This window comes from Streptomyces sp. NPDC087844, from assembly GCF_044742785.1.
In the GTDB taxonomy this organism is placed as follows: domain Bacteria; phylum Actinomycetota; class Actinomycetes; order Streptomycetales; family Streptomycetaceae; genus Streptomyces.
Genome location: NZ_JBIUVD010000001.1, coordinates 416262 through 438093, shown reverse-complemented (window position 1 = coordinate 438093; position 21832 = coordinate 416262). Strand labels below are relative to the sequence as shown.

The window sequence follows — 21832 nt, the reverse complement described above, 5'->3', positions numbered from 1 at the left end:
TGGTTCCTTCCGGTCTCGCGCGGTTCGGACTGTGCGCGGATGCGCGTGTGGTCGTGGGCCGGCTCCTGTGCCGGTTTCCGGCCCCGGTGCTCGGCGCGGTTCACGAGGCCTCCCGGGCCGGGGCGTCGAGCAGTCCCGCCAGATCGGCGAGGACGGGGTGGCGGGCGACGTCCTTGAGGGTGATCGCCCGGTCCAGGGCGACCGCCAGCTTCACCGCCGCCAATGAGGTGCCGCCGCGGTCGAAGAAGTGGTCCAGGCGGCCGATCCGGTCCTGCGGGATGCCCAGCACCTGGGCCCAGGCCGCCGCCAGGCGCAGCTCGCCCGGTGTGCCCGGCGCGTGCTCGCCGTCGCCGCCGCCCGCGCCGCTCCCCGCGAGGTCGAGCTCCTCGGCGAGCGCGGTCAGCGTCCTGCGGTCGATCTTGCCGTTGGCGGTCAGCGGCAGGCTGTCGCGCCGGTGGACGGCCGACGGCACCATGTACGCGGGAAGCGACACGGCGAGCCGCTCCAGCACCGTCTGCGGGTCGAGCGGCTCCGACCCGGCGCAGAACGCCACCAGACGTGTGCCGCCCGCGACCACCACGGCGCCGTCCCGGACGCCGGCCACCCGCAGCAGCGCGTTCTCGATCTCACCGATCTCGATGCGGAAGCCGCGGATCTTCACCTGGCTGTCCCGGCGGCCCAGGAACTCCAGCTTCCCGCCGGGCAGCCACCGGCCGTGGTCCCCGCTGCGGTAGAGCCGCTCACCCGGCCGGTACGGGTCGTCCCCGAACGCGGCCTTCGTGCGCTCGGGGTCGTTGACGTATCCGCGGCCGACGCACACCCCGGAGAAGACGATCTCGCCGGGCGCGCCGAGCGGTACGGGGGCCAGGTGTTCGTCGACGACGTACACGCGCACGTTGGCGACCGGCCGGCCGAGCGGGACCCGGTCCTCGTCCGGCACCCGGTCCATGACCTCGTGGTTGGTGTCGTCGCAGGTCTCGGTCAGCCCGTACGCGTTGGCCAGCCGGATGCCCGGCTCGGCCGCGAACCAGCGCTGGACGAGTTCCTTCTTGACGGCCTCCCCGGTGACCGACACACAGTGCAGGTCGGCCAGTTCGCGCGGGTGCTGCTCCAGTTCGGCGAGGACGGCTTCGAGGTACGACGGGACGACCTGGAGCACGTTGACCCCGCCGTCCGTGATGGTGTCCACGAAGCGCGGGACGTCCAGGATCACCTCCTGGGCGACCAGCAGCGTCCGCCCGCCGACCAGCAGCGCGGAGACCAGCTGCCACAGCGAGATGTCGAAGCACTGGGGCGCCGTCTGCGCGACGACCTGCCCCTCGCCGACCCGCAGGTCGTCGATCTTGGCGAGGACGTGGTTGACGAAGCCCGCGTGCTCGCACATCGCGCCCTTGGGCTCGCCGGTGGAGCCGGAGGTGAAGTAGATGTAGGCGAGCTGGTCCGCGGCGACCGCGACGCCGAGGTCGCCGTCGGAGTGGTCCTCCGCGTAGGCCGCCTCGACGTGCAGGACGCGGGCGCCGGTGTCGGCCCCGTCCAGCGTGGCGGTGCTGCGGTGCTCGGTCAGGACGAGTTCGCACCCGGCGCGCCTGAGCGTCTTCTCGATACGCCCGGCCGGGAAGTGCGGCTCGACGGGCAGATAGACGCCGCCCGCCTTGAGGACCGCGAGGACACCGGCCATCCAGTCCAGATCGCGTTCCATGACGACCGCGACGACCCCCTCGGGCCGCAGTCCGCGGGCGAGCAGCGCCCGGCCGATCCGGTTGGCCCGCGCGTTCAGCTCGCGGTACGTCCACTCCTCGTCCCCCTGGACGGCGGCGACGGCGTACGGATGGGCGGCCACCCGCTCCTCGAAGAGCTCGTGGACGCGGCGGTCCGGCAGTTCGCGGTGCGGCCCGGCCAGCCCGTCGAGCTGGAACCGGAGTTCGTCCTCACCCAGGAGACCGTGCCGGTCGTGCGCGGCGTCCGGGTCGGCGGTCAGCAGGTTGAGCGCGGTCAGGTGGTAGCCGGCGACACGCGCGGCGGCGTCGGCGTCCAGGACGTCGGTGCGGTAGCGCAGCCGCAGGACGCGGTCCGCCACGCTCACGTGCAGCGCGGCGTTCGCGGTGTGAGCGGTGTGCGCGGTCCGCCCGGTGCCGTCGTCACCGTGCGGGTCGAGCACGGCCGCGAAGGGGACCGGGGCGCCGCCCGCCTCCCGCACGGGCGGCTCCCCTGCCGGTTCGTGGGCGGCCTCGCGGACCGCCAGGTCCGCCTGTGCCAGCAGGTCGCGCCAGGTGCCGGGGCCGACGGCCAGCCGGCGGAGCAGCGGTGCCGCGCCCTTCGCGGTGACGTAGCCGGTGACGGCCTCGCGCTCACCGGAGAGGGCCGCGAGGACCTTGGCGTGTGCGGCCAGGAGCGCGGACGGCTCCGTCGTCAGTCCTTCGGGCAGCGGGACTTCGTACTCCGCCGTGCCCGGGCCCGGGTCGAGCGTCCACCTCGGGATCGTGTCCATTCTTTGTTCCCCCCTGTGTTCCGTATGTGCTGTGGTGCTTGCGGTGCTGTCAGGCGCGCCGCTGTTCGGCCGCCGGGTTCCCGCCCCAGCGCGCCCCCGGCGGTACCTCCTCGCCCTTCATCAGGAAGGAGTCGGCGGCGATCACTGCGGCGTCCCCCACGGACGCGCCGTAGTGGACGAGCGCGCCGACGCCGAGCGTGACGCCGTCGCCGATCTCGATGTGGTCGGACTTGAAGGTGCCGTCCTCCTGCGAGTGCGACTGCACCTTGCTGTGCGCGCCGAGGGTGCAGTCGTCCCCGATGGCCGTGAGCGTGCGCTCGGTGATGTAGGCCCCGTCGTCGAAGACCCGGCGGCCGATGCGGACCCCGAGGAGCCGCCAGACCACGTTCTTGAACGGGGTGCCGTTGAACACGGCGAGGTGCTTGTCGGGGAGCTTCCACAGCCGCTCCTGCCGCCAGAAGAGCGGGTCGTAGATGGAGTGCAGCCGCGGCTCCAGCGGACGGAACCGCAGGATGACCCGCTCCACCAGCACGTAGTAGCCGGTGGTGAACACGAGGCCGACGATCAGGGACGCCCCGATCAGCAGCCCGCCGACGGCGCCGTACTCCCCGTACAGGTCGAGGGCGGCGAAGCCGAGGACCGTGAGCACGAACATGTCGAACCACCGGATGAACAGGAACAGGCCCATCGTGCGCAGGTTGTGGCGGTTCTTCGCGGCGAGGCGGCGGTGCAGCTCGTCGCCCTCGCGCAGGTGGTCGAAGCGGGTGTCGCGCTCCACGGTCCGCGGGATCTCGAAGGGCGGCGAACCCAGCAGGCCGACCCCTTCGCGGACCTCCCCGTCGAGCGGGACCATGACCTTCGTCGCGAGCAGGACGTTCTCGCCCGTGCGACCGCCCACCGGGTAGGCGATGTGGTTGCCCAGGAAGCTGTTCGGTCCGATCGTCGCGCGCGAGACCCGGAACGACGTGCCCGAGAACTCGGCGTTCATGATCGACAGCCCGTCGGCGACCATCGTGCCGCGCCCGACGGTGGCCAGGAACGGTGTCTCGTGCGCCACCGCCGTGCCGAAGTTGGAGCCGGTCTGCTCGACGTGCGAGAGGTCGTACCCGATGGCCCGCAGGTAGTGGACGATGTACGAGCTGTCCCCGCACAGCCACTTGAAGAACTTGACGTTGGTCAGCCGCGCGACGGAACGCTGCACCGAGTAGTGGAAGCCGTAGAGCGGGTAGACCCGGTCCGGCTCCAGGAACCGGTTCAGCAGCCGCGGGACCACGGTCACGACGGCGAGGCCGACCACGACGAAGCCCACGAAGAGAGCGACCGAAAGGGCGAACGCCTCGGCGTAGAACCGTCCGGACGTGATGTGCCGCGCCTGCGTGTTCAGCAGCACGTCCAGCGAGGGTGCCACCGTCAGCAGCATGTACGTGCCCCCGACGAGGAGCGGCATGGTGACCAGGAGCGTCTGCAGGACGGTGGCCAGGCCGTAGCCCACCCGGCGCGCGGTGCCGCACTCCGCGGGGGCGACCCGTACGTAGTCCACGTCCGTGCGCTCGGCCGGCGAGCCGTGCCAGTGCTGCCCGGTCGGCACCGCGGCGCCGCCGTACAGCGCCGACGCGTGACCGAGCTGCGATCCGTCGCCGAGGGAGGCACCGATGTCGAGGACGGTGTTCTCGCCGACGAACACGTCCTTGCCCAGCGTGACCCGGCCGGTGCGGATGCGCCCGGCGTGCGCCTGATAGCAGAGGAAGTGCGAGTCCTTGCGGATCACGGTGTTCGCGCCGACCGTGAACAGGTCGGTGCAGACCGGGACCGCGTGGGAGAGGATCGTGACGTTCCCGCCGATCCGCGCGCCGAGGGCCCGCAGATAGAGCACGTAGAGCGGGTTGCCGGCGAACAGGACCATCGGGTTCGCGTGCACCAGCACCTTGACGGTCCAGAAGCGCAGATAGGCCAGGCTCCAGACGGGGAACTCGGTCTCCTTCCAGCGGCCGACCAGCACCCATTTGGCCACCACCGGCAGCGTGCACAGGCCGACGAAGACACCGCCCCCGAAGAGGGCCGAACGCAGGTAGACGTCCAGGACGCCGTCACCGGCCGACACCCAGGCGTACCCCTGGGCGGTGACGAGCCCGGAGAGCAGGCAGTACACCGCGAAGACGAGGAACTGCAGCGCCCCGCACAGGACGTACCGTGCGCTGCTGCCCACCGCGGGCGGCGCGGCCGGTTCCTGCGGCGGCGCGGGCGCCTCGGCCGGGACCTCGGCGAGCGCCGCCGCCAGAGTGCGGATCGTCGGGTGGCCGTAGACGTCGCGCATCGACACGGCCGGCAGGTCGGGGTGCTTCCTGACCCGGGCGCAGAAGTGTGCCATCACCAGGGAGTTGGCACCGAGGTCGTCGAAGAAGTGACTGTCGACGGGGACCTGCTCGGTGCGTACGACACCGGCGAGCACCTCCGCGAGGACAGGTTCGATCCCGTTCACCGGGTCGCGGGCGGTCACGGACAGCGCCGGAGCGACAGTCGTCACCTCAGTGGGATTTCCCACCACTTGATCTCCTTGCTGGCGATTGCTCGTACTTATGGACTGTTCGGAAGGTTTGGCACCTCGGATGGGAATACGTCGGAATCACGCCCGCAGTTTCATCGCACACCCGAATTGGTGACGAAAGATGTTCTGGTGAACCACAGTGATTCCTGTGTGACTCGGGTGTGCCGGAAGGTAGACTTGTTTCTCGCGCAAGCTGTGTGGTGGCAGGGCAGGCGAGAAGAGGATGTTCGGGAAGTGAGTGAAGTGGCCGCGTGGAAAAGGCGCGCTGCAGCACGGCGTGATCCGCGTGGGTTCCCACGCGGATCACGGGTAACGCGGCTGTGTAGGGCCCTCCTCCGGGCCTTCTGAGTCCCCCCGTGTCGCGGTGCCACCGAGCCGTCCCCACGTGCCCAGTGCAATGCAATCCGAATTGTTTCGGCGGGCTCATGAACGGGTCAAGGGCGTTTCGTCCTATGGCGCTTTTTCGCTGTTCGATGCTTCAACCGGAACGACCCTGAATGATCTCTTCCGTCCGTGCCGCCGGGGAACTCACCCGTGGAGAGTGCATGTGTGGTTGCGCGTTCCACTTCTGCAGGGCATGCAATTCGGCCGCGCGGTCATGACAGGAAAAGAGTTCGATTTCTCTTTACGATTACCGCGGAATTGCTGCCGCTTTTCCGTCGTATGACGGAACCGGATCAGTACCGTCCCGCCACCGGGTCCCGTGCGCCGCTCCCGCCCCACCCGCTCCGGTCGCGGGACCGGGGGATGAGCGCGACCCCGCACGGCGGATACCTTTAGGGCGTGCAGCCAGCAAGTGAACCCCCTCAGAGGACGTCCGGCCGTCTCCACCGGGCGCGTGCCCTCTATCGGAACGTCTCGAAGCGCAGGACCGCCTGGCTGCTGCTCAAGGACACCGTGAACTCGTGCGTCGAGTACCGGATCCTCGGACTCGCGGCGGAGGCGGCGTTCTTCACGCTGCTGTCCGTGCCGCCCCTGCTGCTGAGCATGCTCGGCCTGCTGGGCTACGTCGACGACTGGACCGGCGCCGACACCATCGCCAGCGTGGAGACCAGCCTCCTGGAGGCCTCCCGCACGGTCCTGACCGACAAGGGCGTCGCCCAGATCGCCGAACCGCTCCTGCACGACGTGATGGAGGGCGGCCGGCCCGACGTCATCTCCCTGGGCTTCCTGTTCGCCCTGTGGTCCGGCTCGCGCGCGGTGAACGTCTTCATCGACACCATCACCGTGATGTACGGCCTCGACGGAGTGCGCGGCATCGTCAGGACCCGCCTGATGGCCTTCCTGCTCTTCCTCGTGGCCCTGCTGATCGGCTCGGTGGCCCTGCCGCTGATGGTCGCGGGCCCCGACGCCGTGGTGAACGTCGTGCCGTGGTCGACGACCGTCGTACAGGTGCTCTACTGGCCCGTCGTCATCGTCCTGTCCATCGTCTTCCTGACCACGCTGTACCACGTGTCAGTACCGGTGCGCTCACCGTGGATCGAGGACGTGCCCGGCGCGCTCGTGGCGCTCACCATGTGGGTGCTGGGCAGCCTCCTGCTGCGCATCTACCTCACGAACACCGTCGAGGGCCCGACGATCTACGGCTCCCTGGCCGCGCCCGTCGCCGTCCTCCTGTGGATCGGTGTCGCCGCCTTCGCCGTGCTCGTGGGCGCCGCCGTCAACGCGGCCATCGACCGCGTCTGGCCCGCCGCGGCCACCGCCGCCGCCCGCGCCGTCAACGAGCGGCTGCGCGCCGAGCAGGCCGCCGACCTCGTGGCCCGCGCGGCAGCGGCCCGCGCCGCGCAGGCCGAGGACGGCTACGACGACCCCGACGACCCCGACATGCCCTCCGAGTTCCCGGAGCGCTGGTCCCGCTTCCTGCCCCCGGAGGACGTGACCTCCCGCTTGCGGACCCACGCCAAGTCCACCCCCAAGAGCAGCGACGAGACGCCCGGACCGCGGTGACGGGGCGCCCCCGCCGCGTTGGTCGCGGCGGGGCCGTCGGGGCGACCTCGGGGGCGTGGGCGTCAGACCTCCCACACCCCGTCCGCCACGTGCTCCCGCGCGAAGTGGGTGAAGTGGGTGAAGTGGGTGAAGTCGGCGAAATCGCGCGGCGCACGGCCCAGGACCTGCCCTGCCCCTGCCCCTGCCGTACGACGTAGGAGCACCGGACGCGGGCGGCCCGGCCGTCGGTCGGCGTAGCCTTCTGACTGTGGCCGAGCCGTACGCCGAGCAGCACTCGCAGTCGTCGCCGGCGCCGTACGGGGAACGGGCGTCGCGGCTCGCGGGTGCGGTCGTGTGGACCCGTACCGCCGTGCCGGGTGACGCCGCCCCGGTGCTGCCCGACGGCTGCATGGACCTGCTGTGGACCGAGGGCCGGCTGTTCGTCGCGGGCCCCGACACCCGCGCGTACCTGAGCGGGAGCGGCGACCCCGGAAATGCGAGGCGCTACGCGGGTGTGCGCTTCTTCCCCGGGACCGCGCCCTCCTACCTGGGCGTACCCGCCCACGAACTGCGCGACCGGCGGGTCGACCTCGCTGAGCTGTGGGACGGGGAAGAGGTGCGGCGGCTGACCGAGCGGGTCGACGCGGCGGCCGATCCCGCCGCCGCGCTGGAGGCGGTCGCCGTGCGGCGGGCGGCCGACGCCGAGCCGCCCGACCCACGCCTCCGGGCTGTCGTGGCGGCCCTTTCCGCGGGATCCACCGTCGCCTCCACGGCTGAGGAAGTGGGCTGGAGCGAGCGGCGGCTGCACCGGCGCGCGCTGGCCGCCTTCGGGTACGGGCCGAAGACCCTGGCCCGTGTGCTGCGCATGCAGCGGGCGTTGTCGCTGGTGCGGAGTGGGGTGGCGGCGGCGGACGCGGCCGCCGTCGCGGGGTACGCGGATCAGGCGCATCTCGCGCGGGAGGTGCGGGAGTTGGCGGGGGCGCCGCTGGGGGAGTTGCTGCCGGGAGAAGTGGCTCGCAGTCGGCGCGGTGTCCGACGGCAATCCTCCGCGTGCGTCGTTGACAGACCGAGTAGACCGGTCGTATAGTTCTGGACATCGGAGCGCGGCACACGTCGGCACCCTCCGCTACTCACCGAAGGAGCAGGCATCATGGGCCGTATCAAGGTCGGCACGGAGAACAGCACGGACATCGAGCTGCACTACGAGGACAAGGGGGCGGGGCAGCCCGTAGTGCTGATCCACGGCTATCCGCTGGACGGGAACTCGTGGGACGGCCAGACGTCGGCACTGCTGGACGCCGGCTACCGGGTCATCACCTACGACCGGCGGGGATTCGGCAGGTCCAGCCAGCCCTCGACGGGTTACGACTACGACACCTTCGCCGCCGACCTGAACGCCGTACTGGAGACGCTGGACCTGCGCGAGGCGGTGCTGGTCGGGTTCTCCATGGGCACCGGCGAGGTGGCCCGCTACCTCTCCGCCCACGGCTCCGCCCGGGTCGCCAAGGCCGTCTTCCTGGCCTCCCTGGAGCCGTTCCTGGAGATCACCGACGACAACCCCGACGGTGCCGCGCCCGCCTCCTTCTTCCAGGGCGTCTCCGACGCGGTCAAGAAGGACCGCTACGCCTTCTTCACCGGCTTCTACAACGACTTCTTCAACCTCGACGAGAACCTCGGCACCCGGGTGAGCGAGGAAGCGGTGCGCAACGCCTGGAACGTGGCGGCCGGCGCCGGCGCGATCGCCTCGGCAGCCGCGCCCCTTACCTGGCCCACCGACTTCCGCGCCGACATCCCCAGGATCGACGTCCCGACGCTGATCGTCCACGGAACCGCCGACCGCACCCTGCCCATCGACGCCACCGGACGGCGCTTCGCCAAGGCCCTGCCCACCGCGCAGTACACCGAGATCGACGGCGCCCCCCACGGGCTCCTCACCACCCACACCGCCGAGGTCAACGAGATCCTGCTGGACTTCCTCAACCGCTGACCGAGGCGACCGGTCTAGTTGGAGATAGGATGGTACGCATGCCAGTCATTCAGGGCGACACTCGCCGCAGCATTCTCGACACGGCGCAGCGGATCATGTCCCGCAAGGGATTCGCCGCGGTGGGGATCAACGAGGTCCTCTCCGAGGCCGGAGTCCCCAAGGGGTCCTTCTACCACTACTTCAGCTCCAAGGACGCCTTCGGTGAGGCGATGATGCGGTCGTACTTCACCGACTACCTCGCCGACATGGACCGCGTCTTCGCCGAGCCGGACACGACCTCGGCGCAGCGGCTGCTGAACTACTGGCAGGGCTGGCGCGAGACGCAGAGCCTCGACGAGTGTCAGGGCAAGTGTCTGGCCGTCAAGCTCGGCGCGGAGGTCTCCGACCTGTCGGAGTCGATGCGGCTCGCGCTGAAGGAGGGCACCACCGGCATCGTCGACCGCCTGGAGCGGGCGATCGCCGCAGGTCTGGAGGACGGCTCGCTCTCGGTCGACGGCGACGCCCGCACCACCGCGCAGGTCCTGTACGACATGTGGCTCGGTGCGAGCGTCATGGCCAAGATCCACCGGGACATCGGCGCCCTGGACGCCGCGATGACGGTCACCCGCCGGCTCCTGCACCTGTAACACCCGCCCCATCCCCGGTCCGCCGCCGTCCACCATGCTCGCCCGTGGCCGCGCGGTGTGACCGATGGCCTGACCGACAATCAAAGACGACCGGTCTATTCTGAAAGAGCCGACCGGTCTACTCACTAGAAGGAGCAATCACCATGAAGGTTCTCACCGTCCTCACCTCGCACGACGAGCTGGGCACCACCGGCAGGAAGACGGGCTTCTGGCTGGAGGAGCTGGCCGCCCCCTACTACCGCTTCAAGGACGCCGGTATCGAACTCGTACTCGCCTCTCCTCAGGGCGGCCGCCCGCCGCTGGACCCCAAGAGCAACGAGCCGGCCAACCAGACCGACGAAACCCGCCGCTTCGAAGCCGACTCCGAGGCCATGGACGCCCTCGCCCACACCGTCCGCCTCGACTCCGTCTCCGCCGACGACTTCGACACCGTCTTCTACCCCGGCGGCCACGGCCCTCTGTGGGACCTGGCCGAGGACGCCACCTCCATCCGCCTGATCGAGACCACCCTGCGCGCCGGCAAGCCGCTCGCCCTGGTCTGCCACGCTCCCGGTGTGCTGCGGCACGCGGTGAACGCGGACGGTACGCCGCTGGTGCGGGGCAAGAAGGTCACCGGGTTCACCAACAGCGAGGAAGAGGGAGTCCAGCTCACCGAGGTGGTCCCCTTCCTGGTCGAGGACGAACTCGTCCGGCTCGGCGGCGACTACTCCAAGGGTGCCGACTGGGCGCCGTACGTCCTGCGGGACGGCCTGTTGATCACGGGTCAGAACCCCGCCTCCTCCGGCCCGACCGCCGACGCACTCATCGACCTCGTCACCAAGACCGCCGGGACCGACAAGGCCGGCGTGTGAGCGTCTACGTCGTGAAGCCGCGTGAGCGGCTCGACGACCCCGCCGGGCTGGAGGCCTGCACGGCCCTGGCCCGGCGGCCCTGCCCGGCGGCGCGCTCACCACGGGCGGGGACGCGAACCTCCTGATCGCGCACCTCGACAGCCACTGAGGATTCGGCTGCCGACGTCCGCGGAAGAAGGGCCGGCTACGGGGTGTCGAGGTGGGCGAAGAGGTCCACTCCGTTGCCGTCCGGGTCGTGGACGACCGCGTACCGCATGCCCCAGGGGGCGTCGAACGGCTTCAGCTCGGCCTTGTGGCCCGCGGTCAGCAGCGCTTCGTACGTCGCGTCGACGTCCGCGGGGCTGTCGCACAGGAAGGCCGGTGCGATCCGGCCGCCGCCCGTCGGCGGTCGCCAGTCGGGGTGGAACGAACGGACCGTGTCCTCCGTGTCGAGCGCGAAGCGCAGACCGCCGGGCAGTTGAGCCTCGACGTGCGGCGCGCTCTCCGCCCCCTCGGGGAATTCGAGACCGAGACGGCGGTAGAAGGCGAGCGACGCGGCCATGTCGGAGACGACGAGGCCGATGAGATCGAATCGTGGAGTCATGGGACCACCGTAGGGACCGTGGTGGTGCGGGTCTTGAAGGAATCGGACGTTCATGTCACGGCGGCCGGCGCACGGCGGGTGACACGGACAGGGCGGCGTACTCCGACGCGTTGTCGGGGTACGCCGCCCTGGGGCGGGACGAGGTGCGGGAGCCGGCCCGCGCTGCCATGGCGGTTACTTCGAGTCGCGGTTGAACTGCGAGGCCGACCAGGAGTAGCCGAGCGCGGCCAGGCCCACGCACCAGGCCACGGCCAGCCAGCCGTTGTGGCCGATCTCGGTGCCGAGCAGCAGCCCGCGCAGGGTCTCGATGGCCGGAGTGAAGGGCTGGTACTCGGCGATCGGCTGGAACCAGCCCGGCATGGTGTCGGCCGGGATGAAGGCGCTGGAGATGAGGGGCAGGAGGATCAGCGGCATGGCCATGTTGCCGGCCGCCTCGGCGTTCGGGCTGGCCATGCCCATCCCGACCGCGATCCAGGTCAGGGCCAGGGCGAACAGGGCGAGCAGCCCGAACGCCGCCAGCCATTCGAGGACCGTGGCATCGGTGGACCGGAAGCCGATGGCCACACCGACGGCCCCCACGAGGACCAGGCTGGCGAGCACTTGCAGGACGCTGCCGACGACGTGCCCGATGAACACCGACCCGCGGTGGATCGCCATGGTGCGGAAGCGGGCGATGATGCCCTCGTTCATGTCGGTGGCGACGGACACCGCGGCTCCGATCACGGTGCTGCCGACGGTCATCATCAGGATGCCGGGGACGATGTAGGCGATGTACTCGGAGCGGTCCGCGCCGCCGTCCCCGATCCCGGCGCTCATCACGTCGCCGAAGATGTAGACGAAGAGCATGAGGAGCATGACCGGGGTGAGCAGCAGGTTCAGGGTGAGGGACGGGTAGCGCCGGGCGTGCAGGAGGTTGCGGCGCAGCATGCTGGCCGAGTCGCGGACGGCGAGGGAGAGGGTGCTCATCGGACGTTCTCCTTGGGCTGGTTGCTCTGGCCGGGGACGTCGGCGGTGTCGCCGGTGCTGCTGCTGGTGCTCGTGCTGGTGTTGCCGGTGAGGGCGAAGAAGACGTCGTCGAGGTCGGGGGTGTGCACGGTGAGTTCGTCGGCTTCGACGCCGGCGGTGTCGAGCCGGTCGAGGATGGCGCGCAGTTCGCGCTGGCTGCCGCCGCTGGGGATCTGCAGGGCCAGAGCCTCGTCGTCGCGGGTCACTCCCGCCAGGGCGGAGGCGGCGGACCGGTAGGAGTCCGGGTCGGCGAAGCGCAGCCGTACGTGCCCGCCGGGGACGAGCCGTTTCAGTTCCTCGGCGCTTCCCTCCGCCGCGATGCGCCCGTTGTCGAGTACGGCGATGCGGTCGGCGAGTTGGTCGGCCTCTTCGAGGTACTGGGTGGTGAGGAAGACGGTGACGCCGGTGGTGACGAGTTCGCGGATGATCTGCCACATGGTGTGGCGGGAGCGGGGGTCGAGGCCGGTGGTGGGTTCGTCGAGGAAGATGATCCGCGGGCTGCCGACCAGGGTCATGGCGATGTCCAGGCGGCGCTTCATGCCGCCGGAGTAGGCGGAGGCAGGTTTCTTGGCTGCCTCCACCAGGTCGAAGCGTTCAAGGAGTTCGGCGGCGATGCGCCGCCCCTCCTTCTTCGGCAGGTGGTGCAGGTCCGCCATGAGCAGCATGTTCTCCTCACCGGTGATCAGCCCGTCGACCGCGGAGAACTGCCCGGTGACACCGATCACCGCCCGCACGGCCTGCGGTTCGGCGCCGAGGTCGTGGCCGCCGACCCGCAGCGCGCCGGAGGCGGGGTCGGGGGAGACGAGGGTGGAGAGGATGTTGACGACGGTGGTCTTGCCCGCCCCGTTCGGGCCGAGCAGGGAGAAGATCGTTCCTTCCGGGACGACCAGGTCGATGCCGTCGAGCACGACCTTGTCGCCGTAGGACTTGCGCAGCCCGTTCGCCGCGATGGCCGGGTCGGTCATGAGGGATGCTCCTTCGAGAACTGCGGATCAGGGACTGCGGATCAGGGACTGCGGGTCGAGGACTGCGGGGCAGAGGCTGAAAGTGCGGGTTGTGAGGGCCTGGGAGGGCTCGCGGGTCAGAGACTGCGGGCGGTGATGTCGCCGTAGGACGTGGTCGCGTGGATGTTCAGACCGGCGGCGCCGTCGGAGTTCTTGAGCGCGTTGTTGATCCGGCCGAAGGCGGTACCGGCGTCCAGGGAGGCGGAGACGCCGCGGGCGGCGCCGACCGACACCTCGCCGGCCTCGGTGCGCAGCACGACCGTGCCGCGCACGGCCTCGGTGATGCGGATGTCGCCCTTCTGGACGCTGATCTCCGCCGGACCGCCGAGGCGGCCGACCGAGATGTCACCGGCGAGCAGGGTGAGGCGGGCCTCCGCGGTCTCGTCGAGCTTGACCGAACCCTGCGCCCCCTCGAAGGCGACGTCACCCAGCCGTCCGACGCCCCGGAACTCGGCTGCGGCCGTCTTCGCCTCGACGTGGGAGCCGGCCGGGAGCTGGACGGTGACCTCGACGGACCCGGAGTTGCCCAGGATCCGGTTCTTCGCCGGTGCGGCCTCGATCCGCAGGATGCCGTCGCCGTATGCGACCTTGATCTGCTCGGCCGCCTTCACGTCGCGGCCGTTCGAGGCGTTCGCGGGCAGGACCTCGACCGTGGTGTCGGCCCGGTCGGCGGCGATGAACCGGATGCGTCCCGCGGGGATGTCGAGGACGGCGGAGACCTGGGTGGCGGTGTCGAACTTCTGCATCGTGCTCTCCTCGGTTTGGTTGTCCGTTCGCCCGTTCGGCGTTTCCGACATTGGAAAAGCTACGTTGCGTTCATGATTACGGCAACGATGCTGTTGCGCACAGATATCTTAAGCGCAGGTCAGGGCCGATATATCGTTGCGGTCGGTGAGGACTTAACGCAACGACAGGGGTGGTGTTCGTTGCAATGTGCCTGGAGTGAACGCTATGCTCAAGGCGCCAGGCACGACCGAGGACCACGAAGGAGACCGCGATGCCGGGAGGCAGGCTCACCCAGCAGGAACGCCAGCAGATCGCGCTGGGGCTGGCCGACGACCTCGCGTACGCGGAGATCGCCAGACGTCTCGACCGCCCGACCTCGACGATCACTCGCGAGGTCATGCGCAACGGCGGCCCTCTCGCCTACCGCGCCGACCTGGCCCACCGGGCCACCGAACACCGCGCACACCGGCGCAGGGAGGCAGCGCCCAAAGGGCGGGAAGCGCCTCCGCAGGCCCACGGCCGTGACGCCGAGGCCGTACGCGAGTACGTGGAGGTGTTCACCACCCTCATGATGCAGTCGGGTCTGCCCAAGATGACGTCCCGGGTGCTGGCGCACCTCTACACCACCGACGAGGGCAGCCTCACCGCGTCCGAACTGGTCCAGCACCTCCAGGTCAGCCCCGCGTCCATCTCCAAAGCGGTCACACTCCTGGAAAGCCAGGGCCTCATCCGGCGGGAGCGGGACGAACGCCGCCGTGAGCGCTATGTCGTCGACAACGACGTCTGGTACGACGGGATGATCGCCGCCGCCAAGTCCCACGCCCAGCTCGCCGAGACCGCACGGCAGGGCGTCAACGTCCTCGGCCCCGACTCCCCGGCCGCCGCCCGCCTCGAAGGCATCGCCCGCTTCGTCGACTTCGTCGGCGAGGGCATGACCCGTGCCGCGGAACAGGCACGTGAGGTCCTCTACGCGAAGCCCGAACCGCCCGCCGGACCCACGCAGTAGAGAACTGGAGCCCGCCCTCATGGCAGCACAGCACCCGAAGCCGAGTGCCCTTCCCCCCTCCCGCCCCCGAGTCCTCGTCTACACCCGCACCACGGACTACCGCCACGACTCGATACCCGACGGCACGGCCGCCGTACGGTCACTGGGGGCCGCGCACGGCTTCACCGTCCACGCGACGGAGGACCCAGGCTTCTTCGACGCCCCCGTGGGCCCGTACGCGGCCGTCGTCTTCCTCTCCACCAGCGGTGACGTCCTGACACCCGCGGGCCGGGAGCACCTGGCCGCGTACGTCGAGGCGGGCGGCGGCTTCGTCGGGGTGCACGCGGCGGCCTGCACGGAGTACGGCTGGCCCTACTACGGCGAGTTGCTGGGCGCCCGTTTCGCCCGGCACCCCGACCACCAGCCGGGCCGGGCCGTGGTGGAGGACCACGATCATCCGGCGACCCGGCATCTGCCCGCCGCCTGGGAGTTCACGGACGAGTGGTACGACTTCCGGACCAGCCCCCGGGGTGCGGTACGCGTACTCCTCTCCGCCGACGAGACCTCGTACGACGGAGGCGGAATGGGCAGCGACCACCCCCTCGCCTGGTGTCGCGACCAGGGCGCGGGCCGAGTCTTCTACACGGCCCTGGGCCACGCCCCGGAGGCTTACGAGGACGAAGCCTTCCGCACCCACCTACTGGGCGGAATCACCTGGGCAGCCGCCTTCTGACGGTTGGCGGGGGCCTGCAAGGGGCGCGGGGAACGGCGCGGCCGGCCACGACGGACCCGCACATCCCGTACGACGAGGCCCCCGCCCCGCTCACCTCACCGCGCCGCCGTGCTCGCCCGCGCAACCAACCGCGTCGACAACTCGGTCCGAGTCCCCTCCGGCTGCTCCCCGGCCATCATCCGCACCAGCAAGCGCAGCGCGACCGCCGCCATCTCGGAAAGCGGCTGCCGGACAGTGGTCAAGGCGGGCGAAGCCCACCGCGCCTCGGGCAGGTCGTCGAACCCCACCACACTGACATCGTCCGGCACGGACAACCCCCGCTCCGCGAGGGCACGGTACGCACCGAGCGCCATCCGGTCCGAGCAGACGAAGACGGCCGTGGGCGGCTCCGGCAGATCGAGCAGCTCCAGCATCCTGCGATGCGCGGAGCCCTCGTCGAAACCGCCGTACCGCAGGTACTCGGACCGATGCCGCACCCCCGCCGCCGCGAGCGCCGAGCGGTACCCCGCGACGCGCGCGCCGCTGCACGTCCTGCGGCGGTGACCCGCGATGACGGCGACCCGTTCGTGACCGAGCGAGAGCAGATGCTCGGTGGCGAGCACCCCGCCGTGCCAGTTGGCCCCACCGACCGAGACGACACCCGACGGCGGTTCGAGCGCCGGGTCGATCAGCACGAACGGAATGCGGTGCTGCTCCAGCCAGGCGTACTGGGACACGCTCAGTTCGGCGAGGTTGAACAGCACCCCGGACGAGCCCCGAGTGGCGAGCTTGTCCAGCCAGCCACGCTCCGGACGGTCGACCCTGGTCCGCGTCAGCCCCGCCGAGACCACCACCTCAAGACCCGCGTCCTGCGCCGCCTCCTCGACCCCGTGCAGGATCGCGCCGGCCCAGGGGCTCTCCAGCGAGTGCACGACGAGGTCGACCAGACCCGGCGACTTCGCCGCGTCGAACCGGGGTCTGCGCACGTAGCCGAGCCGGTCGAGTGCCTCCGTGACCCGGCGGCGGGTCTCCGGTGCCACGTCCTCACGGCCGTTGACCACCTTCGAGGCCGTGGGTACGGACACCCCTGCCTCGCGGGCGACGACCGCGAGGGTCGGTCCCGCCACGCTCCCGGTACGCACCATGGAGCCCACCTCTCCGGCCCCGTCCCGAGGGCCCGCGAAAGTTTCGGATAGAAAGCGCTTCCTACCGTGGTCCCTACAGTAAGGCCGTGTGAACTCGCCGTGGAAGAGCGGGTGCTAGGTGGAATTCCACGGAGCCGAAAGTCTCGAAATGCCGGACATACTGGTCGTGTTCGGCTCGCTGAGGGGTTACAGGAGCAGCTTCCTGAGCGGTTCGGTGAGCGGTTCGGGGCGGACGGCACGTCCGACATCGGCACCCCGGGGCTGCGGAACAGAGGGGTTCTGTGATGCGGTGCCCGAGATGCGGTGACCGTGATGCGGTGGAAGCGCGGTTCCCACGCGCCCGGAGCTGGAGCGGTTTTTCTTCCTCGACGGTGACGACCGCGATCTATTCGGGCGACGTCGTACGGACGCGCACCGGCTGGGGATGGCGGTGCAGATCTGCACGGTCCGCTACGTCGGCCGGTTCCTGGGCGAGGAGCCGCTCTCGGTGCCGTGGGAGGCCGTGGAGTACCTGGCCGGGCAGCTCGGCATCGCGGACGCCTCGTGTGTGAAGCGGTATCCGGAGCGCCGGTCGACGGTGTACGAGCACGCGGACCAGATCGCAGGAGCGGTTCAAGTACCGGGACTTCACCGACCGGCGGTGGGGCCGGGAGTTCCGCGGCTTCCTGTACGGGCGGGCGTGTACACACGCCGAGGGGCCGGTGGCGCTGTTCAACCACTCGGTGACGTGGCTGCGCAAGAACCGGGTGCTGCTGCCCGGGGTGTCGGTGCCGGCCCGGCAGGTGTCGGAGGCCCGCACGGTCGCCGAGCGTCGGTTGTACACCGACGACGAGGCCCTGGGCTGATCGGTCAACCGTTGGGTTCGGCTTGTCAGTTGTTCCCCGTGGGGCTGAGCCCGGAACTGTGGGCAAGTGTCGCAAGCATCAGCGCTGATTCCGCATGGAGCGTGATGCGCACCGGTGTGAAGGTGGTGGCGTCCACCGGCGACTTCCCGGTGCCAGGATTGCGGGCGTAGCGCGGGTGGGCGCCTCCGCTGATCTGCCAGCGTATGCGGTGACCGACGGCGAAGCGGTGGGCGGTGGAGCTCATCGGCACGGTGATCTGCGACGGCTCCTGCCCGTCCGTCCGTAGTCGGCCGAGCCCGTCGCAGATGTTGACGGAGCGGCCTTGTGTGTCCACGTCGCACAGGCGGGTGAAGACGTCGGCGTGGCCGGTGTCCGTGGAGATGCTCAGCCGTGCGGAGACCGGGCCGAGGATGTCCATGGGCTCGGTCAGCGCGGGGCCGGTGAAGGTCAGTACGTCGTCCCGGATCTCCAGGGTGCTGTTGTCGCGAGGACCGGCCGTACGGGAGAGCAGCGGGCCGCCGAGAGAGGGGGTGGGGTCGCTCGGGTCGTAGCGGAACGACATCAGTGGTGCGGATTCCGTAGGAGCCTGCTGGGTGAGGTGCTTCTGTCCGGTGGGAAACCACGGGCCGACGACCGTGGCCGGCGGCCAGTCGTCGATGTCCCGCCAATCGTCTTCGCCGCCGACGTGCACGCGCACCCTTGTGGGACGGAGGCCAGAGGGATCGGCGTACAGGTGGGCGCGGAGCCAGGCGAGGCTCTCGGCGAACACCTCGGGCCACCCCTGCTGCAGCGCGGATGTGTGGGTCCAGGGGCCGACGAGCAAGGCGGTCTCGCACCCGGCCTCACGTAGTCGGCGGTACTGCTCGAAAGTCTGGTCGCCCAGCACATCATGCCATCCGGTGATCAAACTGGTCGGCACCGTCAGCCGCTCCGCCGCCGCTGCCAACGACGCACCGCGCCAGTACGCGTCCTCGGCATCCGGGTGCGACATCACACCGTCCAGCCAGGGCACATCGCCCCCGAGGGCGGACGCGTGCGCCCCGCGCAGCGGCTGCGCGGTGGTGACATCACGCAGGCGCCGCTGCAGACGCAGAGTCGCCTTCACGAACGGTGCCATCCCCTGGTGCTGGTACGTCATACCGACGCCGACGGCGAGAGCGTTCTCCAGGCGGAGCGCACCATGTGCGTGGAACAGGGCGTGAGGATCATGCAGCCCCACCTGCACCACCATCGCCTTCAGCTCCGGTGGCGGGTCCACGGCGAGGGCCCACTGCACGTATCCCAGGTAGCTGGGGCCGACGGTCCCCATTGTTCCGTTGAACCAGGGTTGCTCGCGCAGCCAGGACACTGTGGCCTGGCCGTCGGCGGCCTCGTTGCGCCACAGGTCGAACTCGCCGCCGGAACCACCGGTGCCGCGGCAGCTCTGCAACACCACGTGGAAGCCCTGTTCGGCGAAGAGCACGCCGTACATGGGAGACCACGGCAGGCCCCTGCCGTACGGCGAGCGCACCAAGAGGGTGGGGAAGTCGCCCTCGGCGCGTGGGAAGTAGTGGTCCGTGATCAGCGGGCTGCCGTCGGCCGCCGGCGCCAGCAGTCCCGGCTCCCACCCGGCATCGTGCCGCTTGGCCGGGAGGCCGCGCCATGTCGCCCTCATGATCCGTGAGGCCAGTGGCGGCCTACCGGAAGGTGGTGCCCAGGTCGGCCTCGCCGCAGGACCGTGCGTGCGTGCTGCCATCGTCCCCTCCTCTTTATCCGTACGATGTACGAGAATAGACCATGCTTGGATGCGACCCGCAAGGGCCACCTCGGTCAACGGAGGGAGCGTGGACCATGCCACGTGCAAGGAAGGCCGGCACCCCGGGCGTCGACCCTGAGCAGCTCTGGCTGAGCTCCGCCCAGCCCCGTAGGGGCCGCAAGCCCTCCTACAGCCGAGAGGCGATCGCGGCGGTAGCCGTCGCCCTGGCGGACGCGGAGGGGCTCGAAGCGGTCACCATGCGGAACGTCGCCGCAGAGGTCGGAGCCGGTGCCATGTCGCTGTACAGCTACGCCCCCGACAAGGAGACGCTGCTGGAACTGATGGTCGACCACGTCAGCGGCGAACTGCCGACCGCGAACACGCCCACCGGCGACTGGCGTGCCGAGTTGAAAGCCATCGCCCACCTCCAGCGCGCCCACATGCTGCGACACCCCTGGCTGCCCGCCGCTCTGGCCGGCCGCCGCATCCCCGGCCCCAACACCCTGGCCTTCCTGGAACGCGCGCTTGCCGCCCTGCGGCCCACCGGGCTGGACGGTGCGGCGAAACTGGAGGTCTTCGCCCAACTCACCGCATTCGTGGCCGGATGCGTCGCCCATGAGGTTGCGGGGGGCGCAGCCTTGCAGTCCCCCGACCGAGCCGCAGCCGAAGCTCGCTACCTCGCCGCTGTCGCCGCGGACGGCCGTCACCCCGAACTCGCCGAGGCCCTCGCCGCCCCCGGACGCCCCCTCACGCCCGAAGCCACCTTCACCCGGTTCCTCAACCGCCTGATCGACGGCCTGGACACCGACTGATCCCGCTCCGCCGCACCGTGCCCGCCCGGTCGCCCTGGCGGCGGCGAGGGTCCGCTGCCGCTGCGGTCCCCGGGTGCCGCGCGGCTACCGGCCGGCCCGTCCCGGGGTGAGCACCGCCGATCTGGTGGGGCAGCTGGTCACCGACTTCCTCCTCCGCGTGCCGCTGCACCGGCTCGCCGACGCCCACCGGGCGCGCTCGCACGTCTACGAGTTCGCCTGGCCGTCGAACGTACCCGGTCTCGGCGCCTGCCACGCCCTGGAACCGGGCTTCGTCTTCGACACGACCGACGTACCCGAGACGGCGAAGCTCGCGGGCCCGGGGGCGCCGCGGTCCCTCGCCGACGAGATGCACTCGGCGTGGGTACGGTTCGCCGTCATGGGTGACCCGGGCCGGCCCGCCTGGGACGACACCCATCCTGTACGGGTCTTCGGGGCGGGCGGGCCCGAGGTCGAACGGGGGCCTCGGGACCGGGAGATGGCCCTGTGGGAGACCGGGTCCCCGGTCCCCACCGGGGCCGAGCGCGACCCGGTGTCGTCCGAGCCGGGCGTAACGCCCAGAACCGCGATGCGACGGCTTCGCGGGCGGGGTGGAGTGCGGAGGGCCTGACGGCGACCCACCTCGCTCGGGCCGGGGCAGGTGCCGCGTCAGCGTTCGGTCGCCGCCGGGTTCCGCTGCGACTCCCGGCTCCTGGTGCTCGGCGGGCGCCGGGTCAGGACGAGCGGGCCGCTCTCGGTGATGGCGACCGTGTGCTCGGAATGAGCGGTGCGCGAGCCGTCGGCCGAGCGGATGGTCCAGCCGTCGGGGTCGTACACGATCTTGTCGGTGCCGGCGGCGAACCAGGGCTCGATCGCGATCGTCAGACCGGGGCGCAGCTTCCAGCCGCGGCCGGGACGCCCGTCATTGGGGATGTGCAGCTCCTCGTGCATGGTGCGGCCGATGCCGTGACCGCCGAATTCGAGGTTGACCGGGTAGCCGTACTCGGCGGCGACCGAGCCGATGGCCGCCGAGATGTCCCCGAGCCTGTTGCCCGGCCGGGCGACCTCGATCGCGGCCTCCAGGGCGACCTCGGTGGCCTCGATCAGCCTCAGGTCCTCCGCGGCCGGGGTGCCGACGACGACGGAGAGGGCCGAGTCCGCGGCCCAGCCGTCGACGGTCACGGCCATGTCCATGGTCAGCAGATCCCCGTCGCGCAGCGTGTAGCTGTGCGGCAGCCCGTGCAGCACGGCGTCGTTGACGGAGAGGCACACCACGTTGCGGAACGGGCCCTTGCCGAAGGAGGGCTCGTAGTCCCAGTAGCAGGACTCCGCGCCGCGCTCCTTGATCCGGCGGCGGGCGTGATGCTCCAGATCCAGCAGGTTGACCCCTACCGCCGCGAGGTCACCGAGCTCGCCCAGCACCTGACCGAGGAACTGTCCGGTGACGTGCATACGCTCGATGTCTGCGGCGGATTTGTGCTCGATCACTGCGTTCCTCGATTCCCCTGGGCGGCCGACCGGTATATTTATACCAGAGGGCGGAGTGGTTGCCCGCCGGACACCGGCGCCTCTAGCATGTGCGGATGGTCCGCCATCCGCTCGCCCCCGAACAGATCGAGGCGGGCCGACGTCTCGGGGTCGCGTTGCGCTCCGCCCGCGCCGGACGCAGCCCCGTCGAAGTGGCCGCGGCGGCGGAGATCTCGCCGGAGACCCTCCGCAAGATCGAGACCGGCCGCATGCCGACGCCCGCGTTCGGCACCATCGTCCGGCTCAGCGAGGTACTCGGCGTACCCCTGCCGGAGCTGGCCAGCATCTGGCGCACCGATCCCGCCCTGAGCGCGGCTTCCTGATCTCCTCGTCTCTGTAACTGTCTCTGCAACC

The 21832-nt window shown here is 70.5% G+C and carries 19 protein-coding genes and 1 pseudogene; 11 read left to right on the top strand and 9 right to left on the bottom strand.

From position 1 onward, the window contains the following. Positions 1-100: 100 nt before the first annotated feature. On the bottom strand, positions 101-2488 hold the full coding sequence (locus ACIOKD_RS01740) for an amino acid adenylation domain-containing protein (protein ID WP_402076701.1): 2388 nt from the start codon (positions 2486-2488) through the stop codon (positions 101-103). Positions 2489-2537: 49 nt separating this feature from the next. After that, positions 2538-5033 carry a Pls/PosA family non-ribosomal peptide synthetase gene (locus ACIOKD_RS01735; protein ID WP_402076698.1) on the bottom strand — a complete coding sequence of 832 codons (2496 nt, stop codon included), beginning with the start codon at positions 5031-5033 and terminating at the stop codon, positions 2538-2540. Between the two features lie 783 nt (positions 5034-5816). Between ACIOKD_RS01735 and ACIOKD_RS01730 the strand changes: the two genes are divergently transcribed. The 5 genes from ACIOKD_RS01730 to ACIOKD_RS01710 all read left to right on the top strand — a co-directional run bounded on the left by ACIOKD_RS01730 (position 5817) and on the right by ACIOKD_RS01710 (position 10423). Beyond that, entirely contained in the window at positions 5817-6980 is a 1164-nt protein-coding gene (locus ACIOKD_RS01730; RefSeq protein WP_402076694.1) for a YihY/virulence factor BrkB family protein, read from the top strand. 247 nt (positions 6981-7227) lie between these two features. Continuing rightward, positions 7228-8046: a helix-turn-helix domain-containing protein gene (locus ACIOKD_RS01725; RefSeq protein ID WP_402076693.1), complete on the top strand. Its 819-nt coding sequence runs from the start codon at positions 7228-7230 to the stop codon at positions 8044-8046. Between the two features lie 63 nt (positions 8047-8109). Next, the gene (locus ACIOKD_RS01720) at positions 8110-8946 is read left to right on the top strand and encodes an alpha/beta fold hydrolase (protein ID WP_402076692.1); all 837 of its coding nucleotides are present in this window, start codon (positions 8110-8112) and stop codon (positions 8944-8946) included. A gap of 38 nt (positions 8947-8984) precedes the next feature. After that, positions 8985-9572, top strand: a complete 588-nt coding sequence (locus ACIOKD_RS01715; RefSeq protein WP_402076691.1) for a TetR/AcrR family transcriptional regulator — start codon at positions 8985-8987, stop codon at positions 9570-9572. A 143-nt stretch (positions 9573-9715) separates the two neighbouring features. Then, positions 9716-10423 (top strand): type 1 glutamine amidotransferase domain-containing protein, encoded by a 708-nt coding sequence (locus ACIOKD_RS01710; protein WP_402076690.1) that lies wholly within the window; start codon positions 9716-9718, stop codon positions 10421-10423. Between the two features lie 184 nt (positions 10424-10607). On the opposite strand, the gene ACIOKD_RS01705 is transcribed toward ACIOKD_RS01710, so the two are convergent. From ACIOKD_RS01705 to ACIOKD_RS01690, 4 genes are all read right to left on the bottom strand, one after another. Further along, a complete protein-coding gene (locus ACIOKD_RS01705) occupies positions 10608-11006 on the bottom strand; it encodes a VOC family protein (RefSeq protein ID WP_402076689.1) in 399 nt (132 codons plus the stop codon). A gap of 174 nt (positions 11007-11180) precedes the next feature. After that, on the bottom strand, positions 11181-11972 hold the full coding sequence (locus tag ACIOKD_RS01700; protein WP_402076688.1) for an ABC transporter permease: 792 nt from the start codon (positions 11970-11972) through the stop codon (positions 11181-11183). Further along, on the bottom strand, positions 11969-12976 hold the full coding sequence (locus ACIOKD_RS01695; RefSeq protein WP_402076687.1) for an ATP-binding cassette domain-containing protein: 1008 nt from the start codon (positions 12974-12976) through the stop codon (positions 11969-11971). Before ACIOKD_RS01695 ends, ACIOKD_RS01700 begins: the two co-directional genes overlap by 4 nt. Positions 12977-13092: 116 nt before the next feature. After that, on the bottom strand, positions 13093-13761 hold the full coding sequence (locus ACIOKD_RS01690) for a DUF4097 family beta strand repeat-containing protein (protein ID WP_402076686.1): 669 nt from the start codon (positions 13759-13761) through the stop codon (positions 13093-13095). A 251-nt stretch (positions 13762-14012) separates the two neighbouring features. Between ACIOKD_RS01690 and ACIOKD_RS01685 the strand changes: the two genes are divergently transcribed. Together ACIOKD_RS01685 and ACIOKD_RS01680 are read left to right on the top strand one after the other, a co-directional pair. Further along, complete coding sequence (locus ACIOKD_RS01685; protein WP_402076685.1) at positions 14013-14747, top strand: MarR family transcriptional regulator; 735 nt, start codon at positions 14013-14015, stop codon at positions 14745-14747. 19 nt (positions 14748-14766) lie between these two features. Beyond that, on the top strand, positions 14767-15459 hold the full coding sequence (locus tag ACIOKD_RS01680) for a ThuA domain-containing protein (protein ID WP_402076684.1): 693 nt from the start codon (positions 14767-14769) through the stop codon (positions 15457-15459). A 95-nt stretch (positions 15460-15554) separates the two neighbouring features. On the opposite strand, the gene ACIOKD_RS01675 is transcribed toward ACIOKD_RS01680, so the two are convergent. After that, positions 15555-16583 carry a LacI family DNA-binding transcriptional regulator gene (locus tag ACIOKD_RS01675; protein ID WP_402076683.1) on the bottom strand — a complete coding sequence of 343 codons (1029 nt, stop codon included), beginning with the start codon at positions 16581-16583 and terminating at the stop codon, positions 15555-15557. Positions 16584-16914: 331 nt separating this feature from the next. On the opposite strand from ACIOKD_RS01675, the pseudogene ACIOKD_RS01670 reads away from it, so the two are divergent. Then, positions 16915-17404, top strand: a pseudogene (locus ACIOKD_RS01670) (DUF4158 domain-containing protein); the annotation flags it as partial. Positions 17405-17453: 49 nt separating this feature from the next. Here the strand turns inward: ACIOKD_RS01670 and ACIOKD_RS01665 are convergent. Continuing rightward, on the bottom strand, positions 17454-19082 hold the full coding sequence (locus ACIOKD_RS01665; RefSeq protein WP_402076682.1) for a CocE/NonD family hydrolase: 1629 nt from the start codon (positions 19080-19082) through the stop codon (positions 17454-17456). Positions 19083-19258: 176 nt separating this feature from the next. Here ACIOKD_RS01665 and ACIOKD_RS01660 point away from each other — a divergent pair, with 176 nt between their 5' ends. Beyond that, positions 19259-19975 (top strand): TetR/AcrR family transcriptional regulator C-terminal domain-containing protein, encoded by a 717-nt coding sequence (locus ACIOKD_RS01660; protein WP_402076681.1) that lies wholly within the window; start codon positions 19259-19261, stop codon positions 19973-19975. Positions 19976-20081: 106 nt separating this feature from the next. Then, positions 20082-20582: a carboxylesterase family protein gene (locus ACIOKD_RS01655; RefSeq protein WP_402076680.1), complete on the top strand. Its 501-nt coding sequence runs from the start codon at positions 20082-20084 to the stop codon at positions 20580-20582. 38 nt (positions 20583-20620) lie between these two features. On the opposite strand, the gene map is transcribed toward ACIOKD_RS01655, so the two are convergent. After that, a complete protein-coding gene (gene map / locus ACIOKD_RS01650) occupies positions 20621-21439 on the bottom strand; it encodes a type I methionyl aminopeptidase (protein WP_402076679.1) in 819 nt (272 codons plus the stop codon). A gap of 95 nt (positions 21440-21534) precedes the next feature. Here map and ACIOKD_RS01645 point away from each other — a divergent pair, with 95 nt between their 5' ends. Beyond that, positions 21535-21801 (top strand): helix-turn-helix domain-containing protein, encoded by a 267-nt coding sequence (locus tag ACIOKD_RS01645; protein ID WP_402076678.1) that lies wholly within the window; start codon positions 21535-21537, stop codon positions 21799-21801. Positions 21802-21832: the final 31 nt, after the last annotated feature.